Genomic DNA, 25941 nt, shown 5'->3' with positions numbered 1-25941 from the left:
AAGTTATATTGCTCTTATAAAGGATAATAAAGGGAGTGTTAAGATATGTTAATAAAAATGTTATTAGGAAAAAGAAAAACAGAAGCCGAGTTTAAGAAATACATTACACGAGTAGCATGTTCTCTTTTTTGCTTGGGTGTTTTGGGCTTGTTTGTTGTTCGCTCTAACAGTCTTAGTGATTATGCTCTAGGCTTAGTATTGGGATTTACCATTGGGGTTTATGTCTTGTCAATCTATTATTTTGCTACACTTACCCATCCCAAACGTCTTCATCGGATGTATATTGCTGCCTACGATGAGCGAAATAAACAGATTTTAATGGCAACAGCAGTCGCAACTCTGATTTTAGAGTTTTTGCTTATCTTTGCTTTGATTGTCCTATATGCCTTTGTCAATATTCAGTTGCCATATGTTACAGTCTTATCAGTCTTGCTCTATGGCTTAGTATTGGGATTTGCTCTTATTCGTCTCATCCTATCTAAAATAGGATAAGAGCCTATATTATCTTGAAAAATTCACCTCTCGTTCTCTTATTGTCTTGTCAAATAAGTTATATTGTATTATAATAAAGGTACAAATAAATAATGAAAAGAGGTGGATTCTCATGGACAAAAGGTCAATTCTCAAACGCTTTCTTTATTTTTTACTAGCTTTCCTAATTTTCTATATTGAACAAATTCCAACTATCTATTTAGGTGTCAAAGATACAAGGCTGGTCTGTCTCTTAGTTGTTGTCTCACTTCTCATAAGCATAGGAGCTCTTTTCTTAGGAATTCGTCTTGGGCTTTTCGAAGGCTTTAAGTCCCTTTCTTCCTTGAAGGCCTGGGGAAAGATTGGCTTGACCTACCTAGGTATTTATATCATTACTAGGATTGGTACTATAGTCATGATGATGGAAGGTGTTAGTAATAGCACCAATCAGGCAGCCATAGAAAATGCCCATATGAATCCCTTCCTTCTCATAACGTTTACAGTAATTATGGCACCAATTGTGGAAGAGCTGGTTTTTCGCGGGCTCCTCATGGGATGCGTCTTTAATCCAGATTCTATTGTTGGCTTGATTGTTAGTAGTTTACTTTTTGGCCTTGTTCATATGCCGAATAGTATCGGTGTTTGGATTGTATATGCAGGTATGGGGCTTGCCCTTGGGATAGCATATCGTAAGTTTCAAAAGTTAGAGTACTGTATCATGGCCCATATCATTAACAATAGTATTGCGGTTTCAATGTTGTTACTCTTACAATTTTTAGCGCCATATATCAAATAAAGCTCGGAATCTTCCGAGCTTTTTTCTTATAGTTTTTTGGCTTTAGCAATAGTTGTATCAATACTTGAAACCACACTATGGGTGAGGCCTGTACGCTCAAGGTCCATGAGACCGGCGATAGTAGTCCCACCAGGGCTACATACCTTGTCAATAAGATCATGTGGACTGTCGCTACCAAGACTGAGATTTTCAGCGGTAGCTAGAACAGTCTGTGTGGCAATGGTCAGAGCAACCTGCTTACTTAGGCCATTTTTGACACCAGCCTTGGCTAGAGCCTCGATAAAGAGGGCGATGTAGGCAGGGCTAGAACCTGCTAAGGCAGTGAAGGTATCAAAGTCCTTCTCAGCCAATTCAACAGTGGTTCCAAAACTGTCTGTGATTTCCTTGGCAACTGCCAAAAGGTCCTCGGATACCTTATCATTAGTGCAAAGACCAGTAGTGCTTTTGAGAATCTGAGCATTAAGGTTCGGCATGATACGAATAAGAGGAAGGTCTGGACTGGTGAGGGAAGCAAGGCGTTCCAAGGTCACTCCAGCAGCCATACTTATGATAGGTTGATGGAAATTGAGATCGGCTAGTACCTTATCAAACATGTGAGGTTTGATACCAAGGATGACCAGGTCAGCATTATCCAACAATTCCTGATGGGAAGCAGCCGCTTCAACCTCTAGTTCCTCTGCAATCTGGCGTGAACGAGCCAAGGAAGACCCTGAAATAATGATACGATGTGAGCTTGTATTTAGGCCGTTGATAATGGCTGTTGCCATTTTTCCGACACCGATAAAACCTATAATCATGGGTTACTCCTTGTCTTAGTAGTTTTTAATTAAATCTACTGTTGAACGATCCAACTTCTTAACAATAGCTTGTAAGAAAGCCTGTGCTTCTAGGAAGTCATCCATCGCATAAAGGGTTTGGTGCGAGTGAATGTAGCGGGCACAAACACCGATAGTTGTTGATGGAACACCAGCATTCTGCAAGTGAGCGGCACCAGCATCTGTTCCGCCCGCAGCACAGTAGTATTGGTATTTGATACCAGCTTCTTCAGCTGTAGTCAAAAGGAAATCTTTCATATTTGGCAACATGATGTGACCTGGGTCAAAGAAACGAATAAGTGTACCATCACCTACCTTACCTTGATTACCATAGATATCACCTGCAGGAGAACAGTCCACTGCAAAGAAAACTTCAGGATTAAATTTAGTGGTAGAGACATGGGCACCACGTAAACCAACTTCTTCTTGAACATTGGCACCAGCAATTAGAGTATTATTGAGTTCTTGATCCTTAACGTTTTCCAAGAGTTCACGAATCATGAGAACACCATAACGGTTATCCCAAGCTTTAGAAATGACATTCTTTTGATTGGCTGAGAGAATCGTTTCTGATTCAGGAATGATGACGTCACCTGGGAAAACACCGTAGGCATTTGCTTCTTCTTGGTTAGCAAAACCAGCATCAAAGACGATATCAGAAACACTAGGAAGACTTGAAGCTCCGCCACTAGCACGTAAGAAATGAGGTGGCACTGAACCTGAGATGACAGGATAGATACGACCGTCACGAGTGTGTAGGGTGAAGCGTTGTGAGCTGACAACCAGTGGGTTCCAACCACCAAGTTCGACGACACGGAAAGTCCCGTCTGCTTTGATTTCCTTAATCATAAACCCAACTTCATCCATGTGGGCAGCCACAAGCACCTTAGGGGCATTTTCTACTTGGCTATGCTTGATACCGAAAATACCACCGAGACCATCTGTTTGGACCTCGTCTACAAGTGGAGTGATGTTGTTGCGAAGGTAGTCGCGTACAGGAGCTTCAAAGCCTGAAGTAGCACTGAGCTCGGTTACTTCTTTAATTTTGTCAAATAGGGTAGTCATAAAATCCTCCTTGAGTAGTACTTGCTACTATTTTAGCACGATTCTCAAGAGATAGGTAGCCTCTCCCCATTCGTCTAAAATTATGGTAAAATGTTTCTTATGAAACGTAAAACATTGGCCTTGTTTGCTGGAGGCGTAGGAGCTTTAGGTCTCTTGGCAATGGCAGAGAAGTATAGACAGTCACGTGCAGAAATGAAGAAGGCTGCATTAATCCAAGATATTAGACAAGAATTATCTCACTTGGGGACTATCGCAGTCCTTTATACAAATCCCACTGATAAGGAAAATCCAGGGCTTACAGGAGGTATCGTCTTAGAGGATGGGTGTGCCTATAGCTTTGTTTATGCAGAGGATATCTTGACCTATGAGGAGGAGCAGGCATGATTATTCCTAAGAATCTTGAAGAATTGGCTAGCTATGTTGAAAGTGATCAAAAGGTGGTTTTCTTTTTCACTGCTGATTGGTGTCCAGACTGCCAGTTTATCTATCCCGTTATGCCTGAAATTGAAGCCCTCCATCCAGATATGACCTTTGTGCGTGTCAACCGTGATGATTATATGGCTTTGGCGCAAACTTGGAATATTTTTGGTATCCCAAGTTTTGTCGTGACTCAGAAAGGTCAGGAATTGGGACGCTTGGTCAATAAAGCTCGTAAAACCAAAGAAGAAATCAATGCCTTTTTGGCAACAGTATAAGGAGAACCCATGATTTTTGCATACAATAAGGAACAAGTTGGCGACGTTTTGTTGGTTATCTTGGAAGATACTAAGGACATCAAACGTAGCGTAGAACGTAAAGGTAAAGTGGCGCGTGTCACAGCTGATGAAACAGGCAAGACTCTTGCTTGGAATATTTTTGAAGCGTCAAGCCTCATTGATATCGAAGGTAACGGTCAAGTTTTTTTGTCAGACCAAGATGTAGCTGTCTTGAACGAGGAATTGGCTAAAGAGGGCTTTGAAGAGCGTTTGGAAAACACACAAGGTCCAGTCTTTGTGGTTGGACAAATTGATGAAATGGTTGCACATCCAGACAGTGACCACCTTAACATCTGCCAAGTGAACATCGGTGATAAGAAGGTCCAAATCGTTGCAGGAGCACCAAACGCAGCGCTTGGGCTTAAAACTATCGTAGCACTTCCTGGTGCTATGATGCCTAGCGGTGCCCTTATCTTCCCAGGAAAACTTCGTGGTGAAGATAGTTATGGTATGATGTGTGCCCCACGTGAGTTGGCACTTCCAAATGCCCCACAAAAACGTGGTATTATTGAACTTGATGATTCAGCAGTAGTCGGTGAGACTTTTGATCCAGCCAAACACTGGAAAGGGTAAATAGTAAAAGAAGCGGTAAGTAAGCCGCTTTTTTGTTTGTCATAAAGAAAGTTTATAGCTAATCATAAAAAAGAAAGATTATGCAAGTTATAATATTTTTCTTAAAATGTAATCAATATTTACTTTAGGAGGTACTTATGCTTACAACTATTCTTTCTGGTGGGCTCATTGGTCTGATATTTGGATTCATTTTGCAACGAACTCGTTTCTGCTTGACTGGTGGTTTCCGAGATATGTATATTGCACGTAATAATACATTATTTTACGCTTTTCTTATTGCAATCACAGTAGAAAGTATAGGAGTACTTTCCCTGATTCAATTAGGTATTATTGGAAACCCTTATGAAGAATTTTCCGTGTTAGGAGCAATTGTGGGTTCCTATCTATTTGGTATTGGAATTGTTCTCGCTGGGGGGTGTGCCACAGGAACGTGGTATCGTGCTGGTGAAGGTCTCCTAGGTAGTTGGGTTGCACTATTCTTTTATATGACAAGTGCAGCGGCTATGAAATCAGGATTTCTTGTTCCTTTGAATCAATTAATAGCTAAGCGATGGGTAATTAATGATGATTTAGCTGGTCAATTAGGAATTCCGGTTTGGTATCTTCTTGTTTTCTTAGTAGCTATAACAAGTTTCATTGTCATTCGAGAGTTACGTAAGCCCAGACGTCAGATTGCTACGCTTCCATCAAAATATAAGGGAGTGAGACACTATCTTTTTGAGAAAACTTACCATAAATATTTTGCAGGATTTCTGATAGGTCTTGTTGCTTTAATTGCTTGGCCTGCTAGCCAGTTGACGGGTCGTGTTGGAGGGTTAGGGATTACAACTCCCTCAGCACATCTAATTAGTTATATTATTACAGGTGATAGTAAACAGCTTGGTTGGGGTGTTTTTCTTGTATTGGGGATTTTTCTTGGTTCCTTTCTTGCTGCAAAGGGTTCTCGAGAGTTTCGTTGGCGCTTGCCAGACTTGTCAACCATCGGTAAGAGCACACTAGGGGGTATTTTTATGGGAATCGGTGCTTCATGGGCTGGTGGCTGTACGATTGGTAATGGTTTAACAGCTACAGCAATTTTTTCTAGTAAGGGATGGATTGCTTTACCAGTGACTATTTTAGGTGTTTGGACAGCTTCCTATATTATCTTTGTAAAACCCAACAAAAATTAAGAGGAGAATATCATATGGCTTTGATAAAACTTGAAACGGGTGGATTGGTATGTCCATTCCCATTGATTGATGCGAAGAAAAAAATGGCTGAATTAGCTACTGGTGATGAGTTGTTGATAGCTTTCGATTGTACGCAAGCAACGGAAAGTATACCAAACTGGGCTGCAGATAATGATTATCCTGTGACGCGCTTTGAACAAGTCGGTCCTGCTTCATGGGAAATTGTGGTTTAAAAACGTTGAGCTAGCTAAACGAGTAGAGAAAATTTAACATTCAACTGCTGTCATGAAAATATCTGAGAGAGCAGTATTACTAGAAAAGTAATAGTCTCCTATTTTACTAGGAATATTAGGACAATTTGCTTATGTAGATTGGAGTATTAGTAAGGATACTCTCAAAGGAACCTGTAAAGCTATTTAAAATAATCTATTTTTTACTTCCGCTTACGAATAGATAGGTGGAGGTAAAAAAATGTATAACAAAGTTATTTTAATTGGACGTTTGACGGCGACTCCTGAAATGGTAAAAACTGCTAGCGATAGGTCTTTTACACGTGTCACAGTTGCGGTTAATCGTCGCTATAAGACGCAAAATGGTGAGCGTGAGGCTGACTTTATTACAGTGGTTGTCTGGGGGCGTTTGGCTGAGACCTTAGTATCTTATGCTAGCAAGGGGAGTTTAATTTCTCTTGATGGGGAGCTTCGTACCCGTAAGTACGATAAGGATGGTCAAACCCATTACGTTACTGAAGTGCTTTGTTCCTCTTTCCAACTTCTGGAGAGTCGTGCTCAGCGTGCTGTTAGGGAAAATAATCCTGATAATGACTTGGCTGACCTCGTCTTGGAAGAAGAACTTCCCTTCTAGTTTATCCTTTGACTAGCTATCTAGGTCTCCTATCTTTGAAGCAACCTCTCTAAAAAATCATTATCTTGTTCCATACCTTGTTTTAAAGAATTGTTGGAGATAAAATATTAAACACTTGTTAGACTAATAAATAGTAAAATTAGATAAGACTTAGGATGATAGGTGTTTAATAGTGTAGATAGACTAGAAAAAATAGTTTAACAAGCCCTAAAATGCTGATATATCAACGTTTTGAGTGTTAAGCTAAATATTCAAAATAATGCATACAATTAACAGTTGTTTCTAATCTATATCATTGTTTTATTACCGATTTTTAAATTAAATGATAGAGGTTTCATGATAAACTATAGATGGGTAAGGAAAAAGCTATAAAAGTTACTTTTATAGTAGGCATTATTTGTTTGGAAGGAAAGTGTGAAATATCACAACTATAACGCTATCCTTGCAATTGTTTGAGACAGTTGCATTTTTGTTTATCGTTGTGAGGCCATAGGCCTATATAATGATTTCACAGACAATTGACTATGACACTCCGACTGACATATGAATTAGGATGTTAAGCGGTCGTTGACTTTTCGTCTAGCCTTGGGGGAACACATTGGTGTGATTCCTAAGACTCACCAGACTAATGTGTTTGAAGCTAGGATGATTCGTCTTAGCTTTTTTTGTGTCCTTTAAAATGGAGGTCTTCGGTATTTCTTTTCTTATGCTATAATAGAAGGACTAAGTGAGATATTGTCTCGCAAATCTTGGAACGGGAGTGACACTAATGCTTGACTTTACCCAAGAAGAGAAAGACTTTTTTATGTCTGAAGCTCTTAAGGAGGCCGAAAAATCTCTAGATAAAGCAGAGATTCCAATTGGCTGTGTCATCGTTAAAGATGGCGAAGTCATAGGTCGTGGGCACAATGCACGTGAGGAGCTCAATCAAGCTATCATGCATGCGGAGGTCATGGCTATTCAAGAGGCTAATAGGACTGTAGGCAATTGGCGTTTGTTAGATTGTACCCTCTTTGTAACCATCGAACCCTGTGTCATGTGTAGTGGGGCAATTGGCTTGGCTCGTATTCCTAAAGTGATCTATGGAGCAAGCAATCAAAAGTTTGGTGGTGCGGGTAGCCTTTACGATATCCTAAGAGATGAGCGTCTCAACCATCGTGTAGAAGTAGAGACTGGTGTCATGGAGGAAGAGTGTGCTAAGATTATGCAAGACTTTTTCCGTCAGAGTCGTGAACGCAAAAAAGAAGCCAAACGATTGGCTAAATTGGAAACAAGGCAAGATATGTAAACAAAAGTGCAAGTCCAAAGGGCCTTGCACTTTTTAATGGAAGATGAGTTTTTGTTTTCCTGAAAGCAATTTAGGTCACTCTTTCTATGCTTTATTTTTTTCTTTCTCTCTTGTTAAAAGAAAAATAGGCATAAAGAGAATCAGAGTACCAAAAGCGGACTTCAAATTAGTATCAATAATTGGTGTTCCTAATCGTACATGAAAGATAAGGTTGATTAGGAGTATCAAAAGTAGGCTACCGATAATTCCAGCTAAAGCTATTTTTACGAGTAAATAGTTATTCGTTTTAGGTGATTGATTAGCAGTAGTATCATTTGTTTGATTTTTTGTATGTTTCATGAGTTATCATCCTCAAAATCTTTGAGATGTCAGGCGAGTTCTGTTAGTTAGTGGGTGAGGTTATAGAAAGACTTACCTGCAGCATAGCTAAGGTCATAAGTCAGTTTTGCAGCAGCAATGCCAACAGAAATAGCGGCCCAAGGAACCACTCCACCTGATATAGCTTCAAGTTCTTGAGTAGTCATGTTTTTACGATTGTTAATGGTCTTAGTCATTGTTCATATATCCTTTCTTTTATCGTGCAGAGTCCATATAGCCATTGTAGGCTCCAAGGCATACCATAGTTCCAATAGGTCCTGAAGCTAGGCAGAGCCCTCCAATGGCAAGGTTGGTCTTCCATCCGCCTCCTGTTACTGAGGCTAGCTCAGCTGCCTTCATTTCTTTATTAATCATTGTCATTCTCCTTTTTTTATTTTAGGTGAGTTTTTAAATCTCATACCCTCTCACCACGAGTTAAGAGATATGTTAAACATGACTTCTCCTTTAAATAAAGTCAGCCATGTCACTAGCTTTTGGTGCTTTCCTCAAGCTATGGATTTATTATAAGGTGTCGAGAAATAAAAAAGTAGTGACATAAATGTCACCATGGTAAGTCTTATGCTTTATCGAAGTTTAGACTGATAGAAAGAAATAATAGGAATTAATAGGGGTAGGTCTAGCTAGTCTTATCATAAGTTCTCTACTTGCAATCACTTCAATTTATGGTATAATATTTTTCGGAGCAACATCTGTGCGTGAAGCGGGTCAGGGGAGGAATCCAGCAGCCCTAAGCGATTTCAGGTGTGTGCTCTTTTTTTGTGTTAAGGAGGATTTATGGCCAAATTTAGTGTTTTTAAAGATCAAGAGAGTCTTTTTGCTTGTCCTATCTGTCAAGCGCCAATGCATTTGGATTTGTCTAGCTTGGTTTGTCAGAATAGGCATACCTTTAATATCGCCAAGCAGGGCTTTGTTAATTTTTTGAGACAGACCAAGGGAGATAAGCACTATGATATGGCTTCTTTTGAAAAGAGGAGTCAGATTCTTGCGGCAGGCTATTACGATCCTATTCTAGAGGTGATTTCAGAGCGCTTGCGTGACCTTCCTGGACACTCGCACGTTCTAGATGTTGCCTGTGGTGAGGGCTATTATAGCCGTCAGTTAGCTCAAGAGTTTGACAAGGATTTCATGGCCTTTGACTTGTCTAAGGATTCAATCCTTCTTGCGGCACGTCAAAATCCTCAGAAAAACGTAGCTTGGTTTGTTGGCGATTTGGCTCAATTGCCCTTACGTGAACACAGTATCGATGTGATTTTAGATATTTTTTCACCAGCTAATTATCAAGAATTTGGACGACTTTTGTCTGATCATGGCTTGATTTTTAAAGTTATTCCTCATGAGGATCATCTTAAAGAGTTTCGCCAATTGTTACCGGAGGCGCAGGCTTATTCGAACCAGGATGTTCTGGAACATTTTCAAGAGTCCTGTGACCTTTTGGAGCGTGTGACGATTGCTAAGACTTGGTCTATGCCATCAGAGCATGTTCAAACATTTGCCGAGATGACACCTCTTTTTTTCCATGCCAATAAGGATACTTTGGACTTGACTTCAGTGACGCAATTAACCGTTGCGGGAGAACTGCTGATTGGCCGTATTAGAGATGATAAGCAATCCTAACAATCGTTGGGATTTTTTGATGGGAAAATGTCTCAGTTAGCTTGTTTGGTCTTCCTAAAAGGTGTATGATGAGAGCAATAAGTAAGAAAGTTTCAGTAATGGGTAAAAAGCGATGAAAAATAGAGCCTATAGGAACTACATTTTTGATTTTTATGGTACCTTGGTTGATATCTTAACCGATGAGAAGGATCCTGTGTTATGGGATAAACTAGGCCAGCTATATCAAGCTTATGGAGCGGCTTATGAAGGTGATGTTCTTAAAAAGGCTTATGCTAAGCGCGTGGATCAGGCCCGTAAGGAGTTAATAGAGCTCAAAGGAGTTGCTTATCCAGAAATTGATTTAGCCCACATTTTTAACCAGCTTTATGTAGATGCTCGGCCTCAGTCTAGTAATTCTAATCAGCCGGAAGATTGGGGACAATTGATAGCAATGGTCTTTCGCGTCTTATCTCGCAAACATGTGACGGCTTATCCCCATACCAAGGAGGTGCTAGCCTTTCTAAAAGAGCAGGGCTGTCGGATTTATCTCTTGTCTAATGCTCAAGCAGCCTTTACTAACGCTGAGATTGACCTAATGGCGTTAAGACCTTATTTTGATGCTATTTACTTGTCTTCGGATGCCGGTATCTGTAAGCCGCAACCTGAATTTTTAAAGCAAGTTTTGGATGATCATGGGTTAAACCCGTCTGAGACTGTCATGGTTGGAAATGACTTAACGACTGATATTGCTGTGGCTGAAGCAGTTGGGATCGATGGTATTTTGCTGAATACCTTCCCTTATTCTCCTCGAGAGTTGGAGAATTCCCCAATCAAGCCAGACCGAGTGATTACTGATATAGAAGCTCTAAAGACCAATTTTACATAAAAATACACTGTATTTGGCAAAAGCAAAGACAATTATCAGAATTTTTGGTATAATAATTCCTAACTTTATGTGAATGGAGAATCTCATGACTGCACAAAAAATGTCTGCACAAGAAATTATCGCTTTTATCGGTAATGCTGAAAAGAAAACGAATGTTAAAGTAACTTTTGAAGGGGAATTGGCAACTGCTGTTCCAGCTTCTGTCACTAAACTTGGTAACGTTCTTTTCGGAGACTGGAAAGATATTGAACCACTTCTTGCTAACTTGACTGAAAACAAGGACTATGTTGTGGAACAAGATGGCCGTAACTCAGCTGTTCCATTGCTTGATAAACGTCACCTTAATGCACGTATCGAACCAGGCGCTATCATCCGTGACCAAGTAACTATCGAAGACAATGCTGTCGTTATGATGGGTGCTGTAATCAATATCGGTGCTGAAATTGGTGCTGGTACTATGATTGATATGGGTGCTATCCTTGGTGGTCGTGCTACTGTTGGTAAAAACAGCCACATCGGTGCGGGTGCAGTCCTTGCTGGAGTGATTGAACCAGCTTCAGCAGACCCAGTTCGTATCGGTGACAACGTTCTTGTTGGTGCTAATGCTGTTGTTATTGAAGGTGTTCAAGTTGGTAACGGTTCAGTCGTTGCTGCTGGAGCTATCGTTACTCAAGATGTTCCTGAAAATGTGGTTGTGGCTGGTGTTCCAGCTCGTATCATCAAGGAAATTGATGAGAAAACACAACAAAAAACAGCACTCGAAGATGCTTTGCGTAACTTGTAACATATTGATAGTAGAGGCCTGTAAGGCCTCTATTTCTAGATTCTCTATAAAATAAGACAAATAAAAAGGATAAAAACATGACACTTGATTTAATTAAAATCAGACGAGACCTTCACAAAATTCCTGAAATTGGTTTGGAAGAATTTAAAACTCAGGCTTATCTCTTAGAGCGTATTGCTGAAATGACTGAAGGTAAGGATTTTGTGGAGAAACGTACTTGGCGTACAGGGATTCTTGTCTATCTTCACGGGCATGCTCCTGAAAAGACTATTGGTTGGCGTACAGATATTGATGGTCTTCCAATCGTAGAGGAAACAGGTCTTGACTTCAAGTCTACTCATGAAGGTCGTATGCATGCTTGTGGACACGATATGCACATGACCACAGCGCTTGGTCTCTTGGATCAGATGCTTCAAGTACAGCCTAAAAATAACATGCTCTTCCTCTTCCAGCCGGCTGAAGAAAATGAAGCTGGTGGTATGCTTATGTATGAGGATGGTGCCTTTGGAGATTGGTTGCCAGATGAGTTCTATGGCCTTCACGTCCGTCCAGATTTCAAGGTAGGTGATATTGCGACTAACACAAGCACCCTTTTTGCTGGGACTTGTGAAGTCCTCGTTACTTTCAAGGGGAAAGGTGGACATGCAGCCTTTCCACATGAGGCCAATGATGCCCTTGTAGCAGCTTCTTACTTTATTACTCAGGTGCAAACGATTGTTAGTCGTAATGTTGACCCTATCCAGGGTGGGGTAGTTACCTTTGGTTCGTTCCATGCAGGAACTACTAATAATGTTATCGCTGAAACTGCAGAGGTTTATGGAACTATTCGTACCCTTACTCAGGAAATGAGTCTCCTTATCCAGAAGCGCGTGCGTCAGATTGCAGAAGGCGTGGCAGCTAGCTTTGGTATGGAAGTGGATATCATGTTGAAACAAGGTGGTTATCTTCCTGTGGAAAACAATCCAGCCTTGGCCAAAGAGTTGATGACTTTCTTTGATGCTAGCCCAGAGGTCAACCTGATCGATTGTCCACCAGCTATGACTGGAGAGGACTTTGGTTATTTGCTTAGTAAGGTTCCAGGTGTCATGTTCTGGTTGGGAATCGACACGCCATATGCACTTCACCATCCTAAGATGAGTCCAAATGAAGATGCCCTCGCTTTTGCAGTGGCTGAAATTGGAAAATTCCTTAAACACAAGGCAGAAGCCTAACCATAGTTGATACAGCTAAAAAATCTACCAAGTCTGACTTTTGGTAGCTTTTTTGATATGATAAACCTATGAAAAATGAACTTAGAAAAACAGTCTTGGCTCAGTTAACTTTACAAGATCCTGAGACTAAGGCTAAGATAGATAAATATCTTTTGGAGCAATTGATTGCCTTACCTGCTTATAAAGATGCCCAGGTGATTGCGACTTATTTGTCTTTTCCTCATGAATATGACACCAGTCTTTTAATCAATCAGGCTTTAAAGGATGGTAAACGACTGTTGATTCCTAAAACATATAAACAAGGTCGAATGATTTTTGTGGATTATGATCCAGATAATCTTGTTGCAACCTCTTTTGGCCTGATGGAACCTGCGTCTGATTTGGCTGTGGAAAAATCAGAGATTGATTTGATTCATGTGCCAGGAGTAGTTTTTAATGATGAAGGCTATCGCATTGGTTACGGAGCAGGTTACTATGACCGCTATTTGTCTGATTTTGAAGGGGAGACCGTTAGTACGGTTTATTCTTGCCAGAAACATGATTTTCAACCAGACAACTATGATATACCTGTTAAGGAGGTCGTTACATGCAAGTAAATGAGTGGAAGAAATATCCAGCAACCTATCTATTGTTGGGGCTTACGACGCTGACTTTCATCTGTCAATATCTTTTAAACGGCTTTCAAGCGACCTCGCCTTTGAGCCTCTTTAAGATGGGGGCTATGTACGGTGCTTTTGTTCGGTACAGCCCACTGAACCTCTGGCGTCTTGTAACACCAATTTTTGTGCATATAGGTGTTGAGCATTTTCTATTTAATATGCTTGCTCTTTACTTTATGGGGAAAATGGCTGAGCAGATTTTTGGGACTCTACGTTTTCTAGGGCTTTATTTGTTAGCTGGTGTTATGGGAAATGCCTTGACCTTACTTTTTACGCCTAATGTTATTGCGGCTGGTGCTTCGACATCCTTGTTTGGACTTTTTGCGGCTGTTGTGATTCTTGGCTATTATAGTCATAGTCCTTTACTTAATCAGTTAGGTCGCAATTACTTGGCTTTGATTGTTATTAACTTAATTTTCAACCTTTTTACACCTAGTGTTGGGATTACAGGCCATCTCGGTGGTTTAGTTGGTGGTGCTCTTGCAGCTATCTTTTTGGCCAACAAGGTCGAAAGTCGCTTATTTAGTAAAGGTTGGCGTTCTACAGCTCTTTTGACCTACATTTTACTATTGCTGATTCTTCTAGGATTCACTTATTTTTAAGTCATATGAAAAATCCATCGAATGTCATGTTCGATGGATTTTATATTAGTCTTTTTTAGCTGGTTTGCCTTCAAGTTTGTGACCCAAGTCAATGAGGTATTGCTTGAGGTCATCTTTAATTTGAGGATGTTTAAGCGCATAATCGATAGACGTTTTCATGAATCCGAATTTGTCACCGACATCATAACGGTCTCCAGTAAATTCGCGAGCAAAGACGCGTTGTGTCTTGTTAAGCGTATCGATAGCATCAGTCAATTGGACTTCGTTTCCAGCACCTGGTTCTTGAGTTTCCAAAATACCGAAAATTTCAGGTGTTAGAAGGTAACGTCCGATGATAGCAAGATCACTTGGTGCATCCTCTGGATTTGGTTTTTCAACGAAAGTTTCAACGCTATAACGTCCATTTTCGCCTTCGCCTTGAGGGGCGATGACACCATAAGAAGAAACTTCTTCGTGTGGTACAGGCATAACTGCAATGGTTGATGCGTGTGTTTCCTCATAATCGTTAATGAGCTGTTTAGTCAATGGTACAGCTTTATCGTTAGTGATATCCATAAGGTCATCACCAAGCATAACAACAAATGGCTCATTCCCGACAAATGCTTTAGCTTGAAGAACAGCATCTCCAAGGCCACGTGGGTGGCTTTGGCGGATAAAGTGGAGGTTAATAGCAGTAGTGTCATTAACCAATTTCAACAGGTCTGTCTTACCTTTTTGTTCCAAGTTATATTCTAACTCGAAGTTTGAATCAAAGTGGTCTTCGATAGAACGTTTTGATTTACCAGTCACCACCAAGATATCTTCGATACCTGATTTGAGGGCTTCTTCAACGATAAATTGAATAGTTGGTTTGTCAACGATTGGCAACATTTCTTTGGCCAAGGCTTTAGTAGCTGGTAAAAAGCGTGTTCCGAGTCCTGCAGCGGGGATGATAGCTTTTCTAACTTTTTGATTCTTCATGAGAACTCCTTAGATTTTATTTTTTATCCCATTCATTTTCAGAGCGCAATTCATTGGACATCATATTGAGAATAGATTCCTTAATATCAGCACCCTCATAGATAGACTTGTAGATTGCTGTTGTAATTGGCATGTAGACGCCGAGTTCTTGGGCGATTTCGTAGGCAACCTTTGTGGTTGAAATACCTTCGATAACCATTCCCATGTTACGTTCAATGTCTTCTAGTTTTTCTCCACGACCGAGCGCATCCCCAGCACGCCAGTTACGTGAATGGATAGAAGTTCCTGTAACAATAAGGTCACCAACCCCAGATAGACCGCTGTAAGTCAAAGGATCAGCCCCAAGTTTCACACCAAGACGAGTAATTTCCGCAAGTCCACGAGTAATAACGGCTGCTTTGGCATTGTCCCCATAACCCATACCGTGGAGGGCACCAGCACCTACCGCGATAATGTTTTTAAGAGCACCAGCTGTTTCAACACCAATCACATCTGAATTGGTGTAGAGGCGGAAGTAGCTATTGCTGAAAATACCTTGGACATAGCGTGCCGCTTCAAGATCCTTAGATGCTGCTGTAATCAAAGTGATATCGCGAACGATAGTTTCTTCAGCATGGCTTGGACCAGATACGACAACAATCTCACTACGAAGTTCCTTAGGAATCTCTTCTTCAAGGATTGTTGAAAGACGTTCGTGTGTTCCAGGTTCCAAACCTTTGGAAGCATGCATGACAACAACTTCGTGGTCCAAAAGTTCAGCAACTTGCTTAGCAACTAAGCGAGTGACCTTGGTTGGAACAACAAAGAGAACAGCGTCGACACCATCTAGGGCTTCAGATAGCTCTTTGTAGGCTTTAATGTTTTCATCCAAAACCACATCCTTGAAGTAGCGGGTATTGGTGTGGTTCTCGTTAATTTCATCAATTTGTTCAGGGATGTTTCCCCAAATACGGACCTCGTGTCCGTTGTCGTTGAGTACCTGAGCAAGGGCAGTTCCCCATGAACCAGGGCCCAAGACAGCGATTTTTTGTTTTTTCATCATTAGGTCTCCCTTTAGGTCCTTTCTAACAAAGTAGAAAAAGACTGTATTCTTTCTCATTATAACATAAGAAAAGCATGTTTGTCTTGTACTCTCTGTTAGGAGGGCTGATGGCTATTTATTTTTTCAGCCAATTTTGGGCAATGTAGCCCCCAATGAGAGCAGCCATGAGCGTTCCTCCAATCAGGATTAAGACATGACTGGCTGTAAAGGGAACCATAACTTGATTTACATAATCTTGAGTTTTCCCTTTGGCTAGGAGCTGTGCGATATAGGCTTTGGGCGCGAGCCACATGGTGATAATGGGTGCTAAGTTCCCTAGGGAAAAGATCATATAGGAAAGTAAATTAAGTTTACTATTCTCATAGTTCCCTTTCTTAGCTAGAAAGTCAGCGACAAGGCCAGCTAGAAAGCTAGGAAGAAAGGCTAGAACAAAGTGCCCAGAGGCAAAGAAGAAGAGGGACATAAAGATACCCAGACAGGTAATTGCTCCAAATTGTTTTGTCTTTCTGATAAGCCCCAAGTAGACCCAGCCTGCAAAGATAGCCGCTAAAGCAGGCGTATGATACATATTTTTGACTTTGTAAAAGATTAAATCAATAGCCACTGCAAGGGCTAGGCAAATAAAATACAGTAGAATAGCTAGGCTGGTTTGTTTGATGAATGTTTTTTGACGCATGTGGTCTCCTAATCAATGTGAGGTGTTTTAGTTTTATTGAGCCAAGAGTATGCCAAACCAATGAAAATACCTCCGCCAATCCAGTTACCGAAGAAAACGACTACCCACTGACGTAGAATATTTGCCAAAGTGAAATTATCTACAGCGTCACGCACACCGTTGAAACCGAGCAACATGAAAGAAGCAAAGTTCGCAATCAAGTGTTCATTAATCAAAAATACAAACATAAAGATAGCTGATAGCGCAATGAAAATTTTAGCAGATTCTTCTTTGAGGAGCATGTAGCCCAAGATGGCAATATTAACGAACATATTAGCTGTAATACCTTCTGTAAAGTTCATCCAATCTGTTTTTCCAAGCTTGGTTGAGACAGCAGTAACTAAGAAACTCTTGTCAGTCAAATGTTGGAAAGAGAAGGATTGGTTGAAGAACCAGGCCAAGATAAGGGCACCGACAAAGTTAAAGAAGGTACAGTAGAGGAGGATGGTACACATCTTGCTCCATTTGATTTTACCATAATAGGCACCACTGGTCAGGAACATCATGTTTGAAGTAGCCAACTCTCCATTGAATATGAGAACGAAGACCAGTCCGATGGCAAAGATAAAGGCGAAGACAAAACGAGAAAGGGCTGGGATACCTGTAGCGATAACATCCGCACCAATAATTCCTACAGCAGTTGACATGGTAAGATAAGCTCCTGCAAGCATAGAACGCAAGGCATAGCGCCCCAGACTTTCGTCAAAGAGAGCTTCTTTTTTAGCACAAGCAGCGAATACTTTTTCTTGAAATTGAGACATAGGTTTACCTCTAAAATGTGTGGTTTGGAGCATGGCAAATGCGCAAGCTCGAGTGAAAATGAATCTAAGATGACCATGAAAAAAAGTCAGGACAGTTGTCCCAACTTTTCCAAGTCTTAATATGAGGATGCTCCAGATGTTGCATCTGCGGCTGGGGCTGCGTCGCCACCATGACCACCCGCATCTGATGCACCAGATGTGGCGTCGCTACCGCCATGACTAGCTGCAGCTGGTGCAAAAGGACCGCTTCCTCCGACAAGGCGTTGACCAGTTGTTTCGAGATACCAGTCAAGCCATGGTTTAAAGTTAAAGACGATTTCATTGATTCCTGCATAAGAACCATCATCATAGTACATAGCCTGATAGTTATGCGTATTGATAACTCCTTCAGGTGACCCTGGAACAATCGTACGAACATATTCTTGGTTACCATTACGAAGTGTACCGATAACCCATTCTACATTTTTCATACGAGCTGGTGGAAGTGAGCCGTGAACAGTTGACATACGGCTACCAGATTGAGGTGGCACACGTTTGGCAAACATAGTGTCAGGATCTTGATGGGCGTTATTGTAGTAGAGGAACTGGTTATTATCATCGGCATAGGTCAATTCAAACGGCATGGCCTTGAGGAACATGTCAATTTGATTAACTGTCAAAATACCGTGATCCAATTTCACGTAGGTATCACCAGATACCGCACCAGTGATTTCAGCTACTTTTTCTACCCATTCAGGATCATCAGGGTCAACCTCAGTAACAGTTGTAGCGATTGGGTTGTTACAATCCAAGTCTTCAGGTTCAATTGGTTTTGGTTTTTTCAATTTAGAAACCACTCCTACATATTGGATGAAATTATCTAAGCATTGTTCAAGGAAGTTAATAGTGCCTTCGTTAGTAATGTTCCCCTCAAGGTCAAAGGCTTCTTTAGCCTTTCCAAGCAAGAATTCATTACCTGGAAGTGTATAGGCATTGACACCAGGTGCTTCAAGGATTTTACGCAAATGCACTTGGGCACGTGAAGTCCCTTGGTCGTAGTATGAAGCACCAACAATCATTACAGGCTTGTTTTCAAATGGGTGCACTTCGAATGAGAGCCACTCCAAAACTGATTTAAGTGCTGCAGAGATAGTGTGGTTATGTTCAGGTGTTGCAATGATAACACCATCAGCGCGTGTAATTTTGTTATTAAGTAAGCGAAGTTGGAAGCTTTCATCCCATTTTTCATCTTGGTTAAACATAGGAACTTCATCAATTTCCAAAACTTCAAGTTCAAATTTTATTTTAAAATGTCTTCTGATAAATTCGAGCAGTTTACGGTTATATGATTGGTCATAATTTGCTCCAACGAGTCCAACAAATTTCATAGTTTCTATTCTCCTGTCCTATAGGCTTTCCCAGTCGAAGTCTTCAGCTTCTTTGTGTAGCAACTCTGTAGCATGTGAGAGTTTACCAGTAATTTTGACGTAGAGACGGAAGTCATCGAAAATAGCATCTAGTTTTTTGATGACATCAAGGTCGACTAAATCACCATTGCTATCAAAAGCTTGTAGGGAGTGTGAGAGTAAGAATTCGTCTGGAAGCACATTAGCTTTGATTTCTGGAGCATTCAAGATTTGACGAAGTTGTAACTGTGCACGAGAAGCCCCGAGTGTTCCGTAAGATGCTCCTGTAATCATAACTGGCTTATTCAAAAGAGGGAAAACACCGTATGAAACCCAAGCTAAAGCGTTCATGAGAACGGCAGGAATTGAGTGGTCATACTCAGGTGTTCCAATAATAACACCATCAGCCTCATCGATTTTTTTAACGATTTCAAGGACACTTTCTGGCAATTGTTTGTTAGCGGGTTTGTTAAAGACAGGAAGGTCTTTGATTTCAACAAGTTCGATGTCTGCCTTATCTGCAAAATGTTTCTGAATATATTGCAATAATTGTCTATTAGTTGAACGTTTTGAATTCGTACCAACAAGTCCGATGAATTTCATGACAATTCTCCTTAAAAGTATTATATCTAGTACTATGTTAGCGTTTTCCTGGTTAAAAGTCAATCTTCGTTTAATGAGAAAGTGATTAGACTATTACCTTTGTCATCTTATTTCGAATAGATTATAATAGGATAGATTTAAAAGTCTGAAGCTAGCATGGCTAGTTTATACAAATACTAGTCAATAGATGTATTGAAAGGAAAAATAATGACAAAAATTCGTGGATTTGAACTCGTATCAACGTATAACAATCAGGAATTGCTTCCAAAACGTGAGACAGCTCATGCTGCAGGTTATGACTTAAAGGTGGCAGAGAACACTGTCATTGCTCCTGGGGAAATTGTTCTCGTCCCAACAGGTGTTAAGGCTTACATGCAACCTGGTGAGGTCCTCTATCTCTATGACCGTTCGTCAAACCCTCGTAAAAAAGGTCTGGTCTTGATCAACTCAGTTGGCGTTATTGACGGCGATTACTATGGAAATCCAGGAAATGAAGGTCATATCTTCGCCCAGATGAAAAATATTACTGATCAGCCCGTGACTCTTGAAGTTGGCGAACGCATCGTTCAAGGTGTCTTTATGCCCTTCTTGATTGTAGATGGGGACGAAGCTGATGGTGTTCGTACAGGTGGTTTTGGATCGACAGGAAAATAGAGGAAGCAAAGTGGCAGATTATTTGTTAGTAATCGATATGCAGTCAGATTATGTTGCTGTAGGAAAAGCATATCATGAAGAACTGATTGTAGCTGTAAATGACAAAATTGCTACCTATCCGAGCGACCGAGTTATCTATATTCTCAATCGTTTTTTCTGGGAGAGAAAAGATAGAAAGAAGAAATTTGCGACCGGCTTGCTGCTTGTACCTTCTCGTATCTTTGAGAAGCGTCGGGCTTCTTGTTTCACCAATCTGGATTTAAAAGATTTTTTAGAGGGAAATGGTGCTAAAAGCATAGAGTTTATAGGGGTAGATGGCAATGGCTGTGTTAAGGCTTCCGTTTTAGCGGCTCTCAAGGAGAATTATCAGGTTTCCGTCGATTTGTCCGCTGTCGGAGTTGCCAACCAGAAGAAATTTCAAAAAACATTGCATAAGTGGCACTCTGCTGGAGTAAGCGTAGAAGGAGAATTATCATAGCTAAGAAAAAATCAACTTTTGTTTGTCGAGAATGTGGCTACAATTCACCCAAATATCTAGGGCGTTGCCCCAACTGTTCTTCTTGGTCCTCTTTTGAGGAGGAAGTTGAGGTGCAGGAGGTAAAAAATGCTCGTGTCAGTTTAACGGGTGAAAAGTCCAAACCTACTAAATTAAAAGAAGTCTCTTCAATTAATTATGCCCGCATAAAGACTGACATGGATGAGTTTAACCGTGTTCTAGGTGGCGGTGTGGTTCCGGGTAGCCTGGTTCTTATTGGAGGAGATCCAGGGATAGGGAAATCAACTCTTCTCTTACAAGTGTCAACACAGCTGGCTAACAAGGGAACTGTCCTCTATGTTTCTGGGGAAGAATCTGCCGAGCAAATCAAATTGCGGAGCGAACGTTTAGGTGATATTGATAACGAATTTTATCTTTATGCTGAGACCAATATGCAAGCCGTTCGTAGCCAAGTGGAGGCTATAAAACCCGATTTCCTCATTATCGACTCTATTCAGACCATCATGAGTCCAGAGATTTCTGGCGTTCAAGGCTCTGTATCTCAGGTTCGTGAAGTTACTGCTGAACTCATGCAGATTGCCAAAACCAATAACATTGCCACATTTATTGTTGGGCATGTGACCAAGGAGGGACAGTTGGCTGGACCACGTATGTTGGAACACATGGTGGATACTGTGCTCTATTTTGAGGGTGAACGTCATCATACCTTCCGTATTTTACGAGCAGTCAAAAACCGTTTTGGTTCAACTAATGAGATTGGGATTTTTGAGATGCAGTCTGGTGGTTTGGTAGAAGTGCTAAATCCTAGCCAAGTTTTCTTAGAGGAACGCCTAGACGGAGCCACAGGTTCTGCCATTGTTGTAACAATGGAAGGTAGCAGACCTATCTTAGCTGAAGTTCAAGCCTTGGTGACCCCAACCGTCTTTGGTAATGCTAAGCGGACAACAACGGGACTGGATTTTAACCGCGTCAGCCTCATTATGGCTGTTTTAGAGAAACGTTGTGGCCTTCTTCTCCAAAATCAAGATGCTTATTTAAAATCAGCTGGTGGTGTCAAATTGGACGAGCCGGCTATTGACCTTGCTGTTGCCGTTGCCATTGCTTCTAGTTACAAGGAGCTTCCAACCAATCCACAAGAAGCCTTTATAGGAGAAATTGGCTTGACCGGAGAGATACGCCGAGTAACTCGCATTGAACAGCGTATTAATGAAGCTGCTAAACTAGGTTTTACTAAGATTTATGCTCCCAAAAATTCTCTGCACGGCATGAAAATTCCAGAAGGTATCCAGGTGGTTGGCGTTACGACAGTGGGAGAAGTACTCAAAAAAGTCTTTTCTTAAAAAAGTGATAAAAAAGCCAATTTGAAAACGTTTGCAAAATTATATCTCCAATGCTATACTTTTCCTAAGGATAGGGAGGTATTTATTATGCAATTTTTCACAGACAGCAACATGCAATTCCCTTTGGTAGAGCTATCTCTCAATCAAGGTGAAACGGTCTTTATCCAGCGGGGCAGTATGGTGTATCACACACCTAATGTGACGCTGAGTACTAAATTAAATGCCAGTGGTTCAGGTCTGGGCCGCTTTGTAAAAGCCGTTGGGCGTTCAATGGTTTCGGGTGAAAGTAGCTTTATTACTCAGGTTGTCTCACAGTCCAATAATGGTTATATAGCCTTGGCCCCTGATTCTCCAGGTCAGGTCATTCCCCTTTATTTGGGAGAAAAGCAGTACCGACTTAATGATGGTGCCTTTCTAGCATTGGATGGAACGGCCTACTATACGATGGAGCTCCAGTCTGTTGGTAAGGCTCTTTTTGGTGGGCAAGGAGGTTTCTTTGTGATGACAACCCAAGGTCAAGGGACACTCTTGGCGAATGCCTACGGTTCTATTAAAAAAATTGAGCTAAACAACCAAGAAGTGACTATTGATAATGCCCATGTCGTTGCCTGGAGCCAGACACTAGATTACGATATTCACTTGGAAAATGGTTTCTGGCAGTCTATTGGGACAGGAGAGGGTGTTGTGAATACCTTTAGAGGAACAGGTGAAATTTATGTTCAAAGTCTCAATCTTCAAACCTTTGCAGGCTTACTTAATAGATACTTACCAAAACGTTCATAATATAAATTGAAGGAGGGTGGATGCTTGTTAGCATCTATTCTCCTTTTTACATTGCAAACTCAATAGCTGACAAGTTAATAAAAAGATGATAATATAGTGTGTAAATAATTTGATAGTCAAATTATTTTCTTCATTAGAAAGTGAGTTATTATGTCTTATTTTGAAAACTTTCTCAATGCCAACAAAGCCTATGTTGACCTCCACGGGACAGCCCATCTTCCCTTGAAACCAAAGACTAAGGTGGCTATTGTGACTTGTATGGATTCACGCCTTCACGTTGCTCAGGCCTTGGGGTTGGCCCTAGGTGACGCTCATATTTTGCGTAATGCGGGTGGTCGTGTAACGGAAGATATGATTCGTTCTTTGGTCATTTCTCAACAACAGATGGGGACACGAGAAATCGTAGTTCTTCACCATACAGATTGTGGTGCTCAGACCTTTAAGAACGATGAGTTTACCGCCTATCTCAATAAGGAACTTGGTGTTGATGTGTCTGATCAAGATTTTCTTCCATTCACAGATGTAGAAGAGAGTGTTCGTGAAGATATGGCGATTCTTCGTCAGTCACCGCTTATTCCTGAGGATGTTATCATCTCTGGTGCGGTTTATGATGTAGATACTGGTCGAATGACTCAAGTTCATCCCTAATACCGAAAAATTAAGCAGGCATGATTGCCTGCTTTTTTCATGGTTTGACATAAAAAACTCAGCATAAAATATAAATGCTGAGTTAATCTAGTTTTTAAGAAACGATAAAAATAAGAATCACGGTCCCCAAATAGAAAAGACTAGTGATAAAAAAGCTTATACGCCAGAACAACTTAAGAAAACGTTTAAACTTGAAAGATTGTGTTTTTCTTAGCATCTGAATCGTGATAATGATAGCCGCCAAGGATAATAAGATGGTGATGTAAGGCAAAAAGCTATGGGTAAAGAAACGGGCTGACACAGCAACCACCTCAATAAAATAAAGTGGGAAGGTAAGGTCAGCAAAATTAAGCCCAAGGTATTTTAAACTAAAGAATCGGTGGATAATAAAAGCAAAGATAGGTGTTAAAATCAAAAATGCTATAGCAAAGAATTTATATAGAATCATAAGTCTATTTTACCTCGAAAAGGCCTTTATGTAAATTTTTTCCTAAACTTAATAAGAAATTCTTGCATCTAAAAAGAATTTCTGTATAATAGATAAGGTATGTAAAAACATACTTGTGGGAGGTAACAAAACTTACTTACCGCCAAAACCACAATAGGAGGAAATTACAAAATGGCTAAAAAAGTCGAAAACATCGTAAAACTTCAGATTCCTGCTGGTAAAGCGACTCCAGCTCCACCAGTTGGACCAGCTCTTGGTCAAGCCGGAATCAACATCATGGGATTCACTAAAGAGTTTAACGCTCGTACAGCTGACCAAGCTGGTATGATCATCCCAGTTGTTATCTCTGTGTATGAAGATAAATCATTTGATTTCATCACTAAAACACCACCAGCTGCTGTTCTTTTGAAAAAAGCTGCAGGTGTTGAAAAAGGTTCAGGTACTCCAAACTCAGTTAAAGTTGCTTCAGTAACTCGTGCACAAGTACAAGAAATTGCTGAAACTAAAATGCCTGACTTGAACGCTGCAAACATCGAATCAGCTATGCGTATGATCGAAGGTACTGCACGTTCAATGGGATTCACTGTTACTGACTAATTCAGTTAACAAGAAAACCACAGACGTCGTCTCACTTCGCTGAGTGACGTGGAAGATGAAAGTCGTTATGACCACATTACACAAGGAGAAATAATTAACATGGCTAAAAAAAGCAAACAAATGCGTGCTGCTCTTGAGAAAATTGACAGCACAAAAGCTTACAGCGTAGAAGAAGCTGTAGCTCTTGCACAAGAAACTAACTTCGCAAAATTCGATGCTACTGTTGAAGTATCATACAACCTTAACATCGACGTTAAGAAAGCTGACCAACAAATCCGTGGTGCAATGGTATTGCCAAACGGAACTGGTAAAACAGCTCGCGTACTTGTATTTGCACGTGGTGCAAAAGCTGAAGAAGCAAAAGCAGCTGGTGCAGACTTCGTAGGTGAAGATGACCTTGTTGCGAAAATCAACGATGGTTGGTTGGACTTCGACGTTGTTATCGCTACACCTGACATGATGGCTCTTGTTGGACGTCTTGGACGTGTCCTTGGACCACGTAACTTGATGCCAAACCCTAAAACTGGTACAGTAACAATGGATGTTGCGAAAGCAGTTGAAGAGTCTAAAGGTGGTAAAATCACTTACCGTGCTGATAAAGCAGGTATCGTTCAAGCGATCATCGGTAAAGTTTCATTCGATGATACTAAATTGGTTGAAAACTTTAAAGCTTTCAACGACACAATCCAAAAAGCAAAACCAGCTACAGCTAAAGGTACTTACGTAACTAGCTTGACTTTGACTACAACTCAAGGTCCTGGTATCAAAGTTGATCCTAACTCATTGTAAGAGTAGTAGAAACCTATCTTCGGATAGGTTTTTTTCTTACTCTGGACACGAAATTTGAGTAGAAAATAAAAAATATTCAGAAAGTAGTGTTGCTTTTTCGAATTTATGGTATAATTTAAGCGTATACACATAATTATTGATTTTTGAACTTTTTACGTTGCGAATTTAAGGAGGCAATGAATGAAAAAGAGTAAGGTATTTTTACTGGCAGCCGTAGGCCTGTTATCTGTAGGTGTTTTAACGGCTTGCTCGTCATCAAGTAAGACGTCTGGTAAGACTTATAATTATGTCTATGGTAGTGACCCTGCAACCTTGGACTATCTTGCTACAAACAAGAAAAATATGACTACAGCTGTTAGTAACGGTGTTGATGGTTTGTTTGAAAATGACCAATATGGGAATTTAAAACCTTCTGTCGCTGAAGACTGGTCTGTTTCTCAAGATGGTTTGACATATACTTACAAGATTCGTAAGGGACTTAAATGGTACACTTCAGATGGCGAAGAATATGCCAATGTAACAGCTAAGGACTTTGTAACAGGTCTTAAGCATGCTGCGGATACAAATTCTGAAGCGATTTATTTGCTACAAAACTCAGTTAAGGGCTTGAATGATTACCTTTCAGGTGCCAACAAGGACTTTTCAAATGTAGGTATCAAGGCTGTTGATGATTACACCTTGCAATATACACTTAGTCAACCAGAACCTTACTGGAATTCAAAATTGACTTACTCTGTTACTTGGCCTGTTAATGGAGACTTCTTGAAATCTAAAGGTAAAGATTTTGGTAAGTCAACAGACCCAACATCTA

The 25941-nt window shown here is 40.6% G+C and carries 35 protein-coding genes and 1 other RNA gene; 24 read left to right on the top strand and 12 right to left on the bottom strand.

What is annotated here, in order from left to right; all coding sequences use genetic code 11:
* Positions 1-45 precede the first annotated feature (45 nt).
* The gene (locus HMPREF2697_RS04555) at positions 46-492 is read left to right on the top strand and encodes a hypothetical protein (protein ID WP_045001368.1); all 447 of its coding nucleotides are present in this window, start codon (positions 46-48) and stop codon (positions 490-492) included.
* A gap of 112 nt (positions 493-604) precedes the next feature.
* On the top strand, positions 605-1267 hold the full coding sequence (locus HMPREF2697_RS04550) for a CPBP family intramembrane glutamic endopeptidase (protein WP_014632548.1): 663 nt from the start codon (positions 605-607) through the stop codon (positions 1265-1267).
* Positions 1268-1293: 26 nt separating this feature from the next.
* On the opposite strand, the gene proC is transcribed toward HMPREF2697_RS04550, so the two are convergent.
* Both proC and pepA read right to left on the bottom strand, forming a co-directional pair.
* Complete coding sequence (proC, locus tag HMPREF2697_RS04545; RefSeq protein WP_014632549.1) at positions 1294-2064, bottom strand: pyrroline-5-carboxylate reductase; 771 nt, start codon at positions 2062-2064, stop codon at positions 1294-1296.
* Between the two features lie 15 nt (positions 2065-2079).
* Positions 2080-3147, bottom strand: a complete 1068-nt coding sequence (gene pepA, locus HMPREF2697_RS04540; protein ID WP_045771800.1) for a glutamyl aminopeptidase — start codon at positions 3145-3147, stop codon at positions 2080-2082.
* 99 nt (positions 3148-3246) lie between these two features.
* On the opposite strand from pepA, the gene HMPREF2697_RS04535 reads away from it, so the two are divergent.
* From HMPREF2697_RS04535 to tadA, 7 genes are all read left to right on the top strand, one after another.
* A complete protein-coding gene (locus tag HMPREF2697_RS04535) occupies positions 3247-3531 on the top strand; it encodes a DUF4651 domain-containing protein (protein WP_045771799.1) in 285 nt (94 codons plus the stop codon).
* Positions 3528-3842, top strand: a complete 315-nt coding sequence (locus HMPREF2697_RS04530; protein WP_045771798.1) for a thioredoxin family protein — start codon at positions 3528-3530, stop codon at positions 3840-3842. Before HMPREF2697_RS04535 ends, HMPREF2697_RS04530 begins: the two co-directional genes overlap by 4 nt.
* 9 nt (positions 3843-3851) lie before the next feature.
* Positions 3852-4475 carry a YtpR family tRNA-binding protein gene (gene ytpR / locus HMPREF2697_RS04525; protein ID WP_049529270.1) on the top strand — a complete coding sequence of 208 codons (624 nt, stop codon included), beginning with the start codon at positions 3852-3854 and terminating at the stop codon, positions 4473-4475.
* A 137-nt stretch (positions 4476-4612) separates the two neighbouring features.
* A complete protein-coding gene (locus HMPREF2697_RS04520; RefSeq protein ID WP_021144677.1) occupies positions 4613-5644 on the top strand; it encodes a YeeE/YedE family protein in 1032 nt (343 codons plus the stop codon).
* Between the two features lie 14 nt (positions 5645-5658).
* Positions 5659-5877: a sulfurtransferase TusA family protein gene (locus tag HMPREF2697_RS04515; RefSeq protein WP_045771796.1), complete on the top strand. Its 219-nt coding sequence runs from the start codon at positions 5659-5661 to the stop codon at positions 5875-5877.
* A gap of 238 nt (positions 5878-6115) precedes the next feature.
* Positions 6116-6508: a single-stranded DNA-binding protein gene (locus HMPREF2697_RS04510; RefSeq protein ID WP_037601494.1), complete on the top strand. Its 393-nt coding sequence runs from the start codon at positions 6116-6118 to the stop codon at positions 6506-6508.
* A 769-nt stretch (positions 6509-7277) separates the two neighbouring features.
* Positions 7278-7796 (top strand): tRNA adenosine(34) deaminase TadA, encoded by a 519-nt coding sequence (gene tadA, locus HMPREF2697_RS04505; RefSeq protein WP_014635105.1) that lies wholly within the window; start codon positions 7278-7280, stop codon positions 7794-7796.
* A gap of 84 nt (positions 7797-7880) precedes the next feature.
* Here tadA and HMPREF2697_RS04500 read toward each other — a convergent pair whose 3' ends face one another.
* The 3 genes from HMPREF2697_RS04500 to HMPREF2697_RS04490 are packed head-to-tail and all read right to left on the bottom strand — an operon-like array spanning position 7881 to position 8528.
* A complete protein-coding gene (locus HMPREF2697_RS04500; RefSeq protein ID WP_070847037.1) occupies positions 7881-8135 on the bottom strand; it encodes a hypothetical protein in 255 nt (84 codons plus the stop codon).
* 47 nt (positions 8136-8182) lie between these two features.
* On the bottom strand, positions 8183-8350 hold the full coding sequence (locus HMPREF2697_RS04495) for a class IIb bacteriocin, lactobin A/cerein 7B family (protein ID WP_070849781.1): 168 nt from the start codon (positions 8348-8350) through the stop codon (positions 8183-8185).
* Between the two features lie 19 nt (positions 8351-8369).
* Positions 8370-8528 (bottom strand): class IIb bacteriocin, lactobin A/cerein 7B family, encoded by a 159-nt coding sequence (locus tag HMPREF2697_RS04490; protein WP_045771794.1) that lies wholly within the window; start codon positions 8526-8528, stop codon positions 8370-8372.
* A 320-nt stretch (positions 8529-8848) separates the two neighbouring features.
* On the opposite strand from HMPREF2697_RS04490, the gene ffs reads away from it, so the two are divergent.
* From ffs to HMPREF2697_RS04455, 7 genes are all read left to right on the top strand, one after another.
* An RNA gene (gene ffs, locus HMPREF2697_RS04485) (signal recognition particle sRNA small type) lies at positions 8849-8934 on the top strand.
* A gap of 14 nt (positions 8935-8948) precedes the next feature.
* Positions 8949-9788 carry a methyltransferase domain-containing protein gene (locus tag HMPREF2697_RS04480; RefSeq protein ID WP_045771793.1) on the top strand — a complete coding sequence of 280 codons (840 nt, stop codon included), beginning with the start codon at positions 8949-8951 and terminating at the stop codon, positions 9786-9788.
* Between the two features lie 112 nt (positions 9789-9900).
* Positions 9901-10653 (top strand): HAD family hydrolase, encoded by a 753-nt coding sequence (locus tag HMPREF2697_RS04475; RefSeq protein WP_045771792.1) that lies wholly within the window; start codon positions 9901-9903, stop codon positions 10651-10653.
* Positions 10654-10738: 85 nt separating this feature from the next.
* Positions 10739-11437, top strand: a complete 699-nt coding sequence (gene dapD, locus HMPREF2697_RS04470) for a 2,3,4,5-tetrahydropyridine-2,6-dicarboxylate N-acetyltransferase (protein ID WP_002886999.1) — start codon at positions 10739-10741, stop codon at positions 11435-11437.
* A 77-nt stretch (positions 11438-11514) separates the two neighbouring features.
* Positions 11515-12648: an N-acetyldiaminopimelate deacetylase gene (locus HMPREF2697_RS04465; RefSeq protein ID WP_045769392.1), complete on the top strand. Its 1134-nt coding sequence runs from the start codon at positions 11515-11517 to the stop codon at positions 12646-12648.
* Positions 12649-12716: 68 nt separating this feature from the next.
* Entirely contained in the window at positions 12717-13244 is a 528-nt protein-coding gene (locus HMPREF2697_RS04460; RefSeq protein ID WP_045769393.1) for a 5-formyltetrahydrofolate cyclo-ligase, read from the top strand.
* Entirely contained in the window at positions 13235-13909 is a 675-nt protein-coding gene (locus HMPREF2697_RS04455) for a rhomboid family intramembrane serine protease (RefSeq protein ID WP_013991242.1), read from the top strand. Before HMPREF2697_RS04460 ends, HMPREF2697_RS04455 begins: the two co-directional genes overlap by 10 nt.
* Before the next feature lie 45 nt (positions 13910-13954).
* Here HMPREF2697_RS04455 and galU read toward each other — a convergent pair whose 3' ends face one another.
* The 6 genes from galU to HMPREF2697_RS04425 form a co-directional block, all read right to left on the bottom strand.
* Positions 13955-14869 carry a UTP--glucose-1-phosphate uridylyltransferase GalU gene (galU, locus tag HMPREF2697_RS04450; RefSeq protein ID WP_002886993.1) on the bottom strand — a complete coding sequence of 305 codons (915 nt, stop codon included), beginning with the start codon at positions 14867-14869 and terminating at the stop codon, positions 13955-13957.
* A 16-nt stretch (positions 14870-14885) separates the two neighbouring features.
* A complete protein-coding gene (locus HMPREF2697_RS04445; RefSeq protein WP_045769394.1) occupies positions 14886-15908 on the bottom strand; it encodes an NAD(P)H-dependent glycerol-3-phosphate dehydrogenase in 1023 nt (340 codons plus the stop codon).
* 118 nt (positions 15909-16026) lie between these two features.
* The gene (locus tag HMPREF2697_RS04440) at positions 16027-16587 is read right to left on the bottom strand and encodes an MptD family putative ECF transporter S component (RefSeq protein ID WP_013991240.1); all 561 of its coding nucleotides are present in this window, start codon (positions 16585-16587) and stop codon (positions 16027-16029) included.
* 8 nt (positions 16588-16595) lie between these two features.
* Positions 16596-17387, bottom strand: coding sequence for a formate/nitrite transporter family protein (locus HMPREF2697_RS04435; protein WP_013991239.1), 792 nt, complete (start codon positions 17385-17387; stop codon positions 16596-16598).
* Positions 17388-17503: 116 nt separating this feature from the next.
* Positions 17504-18754: an NAD(P)H-dependent oxidoreductase gene (locus HMPREF2697_RS04430; RefSeq protein ID WP_002885631.1), complete on the bottom strand. Its 1251-nt coding sequence runs from the start codon at positions 18752-18754 to the stop codon at positions 17504-17506.
* A gap of 18 nt (positions 18755-18772) precedes the next feature.
* Positions 18773-19375, bottom strand: coding sequence for an NADPH-dependent FMN reductase (locus HMPREF2697_RS04425; protein WP_002886986.1), 603 nt, complete (start codon positions 19373-19375; stop codon positions 18773-18775).
* 207 nt (positions 19376-19582) lie between these two features.
* On the opposite strand from HMPREF2697_RS04425, the gene HMPREF2697_RS04420 reads away from it, so the two are divergent.
* From HMPREF2697_RS04420 to HMPREF2697_RS04400, 5 genes are all read left to right on the top strand, one after another.
* Positions 19583-20029, top strand: a complete 447-nt coding sequence (locus HMPREF2697_RS04420; RefSeq protein ID WP_045769395.1) for a dUTP diphosphatase — start codon at positions 19583-19585, stop codon at positions 20027-20029.
* A 10-nt stretch (positions 20030-20039) separates the two neighbouring features.
* Positions 20040-20507, top strand: coding sequence for an isochorismatase family protein (locus HMPREF2697_RS04415; protein WP_013991237.1), 468 nt, complete (start codon positions 20040-20042; stop codon positions 20505-20507).
* Positions 20504-21865: a DNA repair protein RadA gene (gene radA / locus HMPREF2697_RS04410; protein ID WP_072903619.1), complete on the top strand. Its 1362-nt coding sequence runs from the start codon at positions 20504-20506 to the stop codon at positions 21863-21865. Before HMPREF2697_RS04415 ends, radA begins: the two co-directional genes overlap by 4 nt.
* An 87-nt stretch (positions 21866-21952) precedes the next feature.
* On the top strand, positions 21953-22648 hold the full coding sequence (locus HMPREF2697_RS04405) for a TIGR00266 family protein (protein WP_013991235.1): 696 nt from the start codon (positions 21953-21955) through the stop codon (positions 22646-22648).
* 150 nt (positions 22649-22798) lie between these two features.
* Complete coding sequence (locus HMPREF2697_RS04400; RefSeq protein ID WP_002885818.1) at positions 22799-23296, top strand: beta-class carbonic anhydrase; 498 nt, start codon at positions 22799-22801, stop codon at positions 23294-23296.
* Between the two features lie 94 nt (positions 23297-23390).
* On the opposite strand, the gene HMPREF2697_RS04395 is transcribed toward HMPREF2697_RS04400, so the two are convergent.
* On the bottom strand, positions 23391-23744 hold the full coding sequence (locus tag HMPREF2697_RS04395) for a DUF3397 domain-containing protein (protein WP_002885872.1): 354 nt from the start codon (positions 23742-23744) through the stop codon (positions 23391-23393).
* A 171-nt stretch (positions 23745-23915) separates the two neighbouring features.
* Here HMPREF2697_RS04395 and rplK point away from each other — a divergent pair, with 171 nt between their 5' ends.
* The 3 genes from rplK to HMPREF2697_RS04380 all read left to right on the top strand — a co-directional run.
* Entirely contained in the window at positions 23916-24341 is a 426-nt protein-coding gene (gene rplK / locus HMPREF2697_RS04390; protein WP_002885648.1) for a 50S ribosomal protein L11, read from the top strand.
* 99 nt (positions 24342-24440) lie between these two features.
* Positions 24441-25130, top strand: coding sequence for a 50S ribosomal protein L1 (rplA, locus tag HMPREF2697_RS04385; protein ID WP_070849773.1), 690 nt, complete (start codon positions 24441-24443; stop codon positions 25128-25130).
* A 180-nt stretch (positions 25131-25310) separates the two neighbouring features.
* Positions 25311-25941, top strand: a 631-nt coding sequence (locus HMPREF2697_RS04380; RefSeq protein ID WP_257375240.1) for an ABC transporter substrate-binding protein, incomplete at its 3' end; no start/stop codon positions are given.

Origin of the sequence: Streptococcus sp. HMSC064D12, from assembly GCF_001837205.1 — a bacterium.
GTDB lineage: Bacteria > Bacillota > Bacilli > Lactobacillales > Streptococcaceae > Streptococcus > Streptococcus salivarius_D.
The sequence above is the reverse complement of the archived record's forward strand: the minus strand, read 5'-3'. Positions and strand labels throughout refer to the sequence as shown.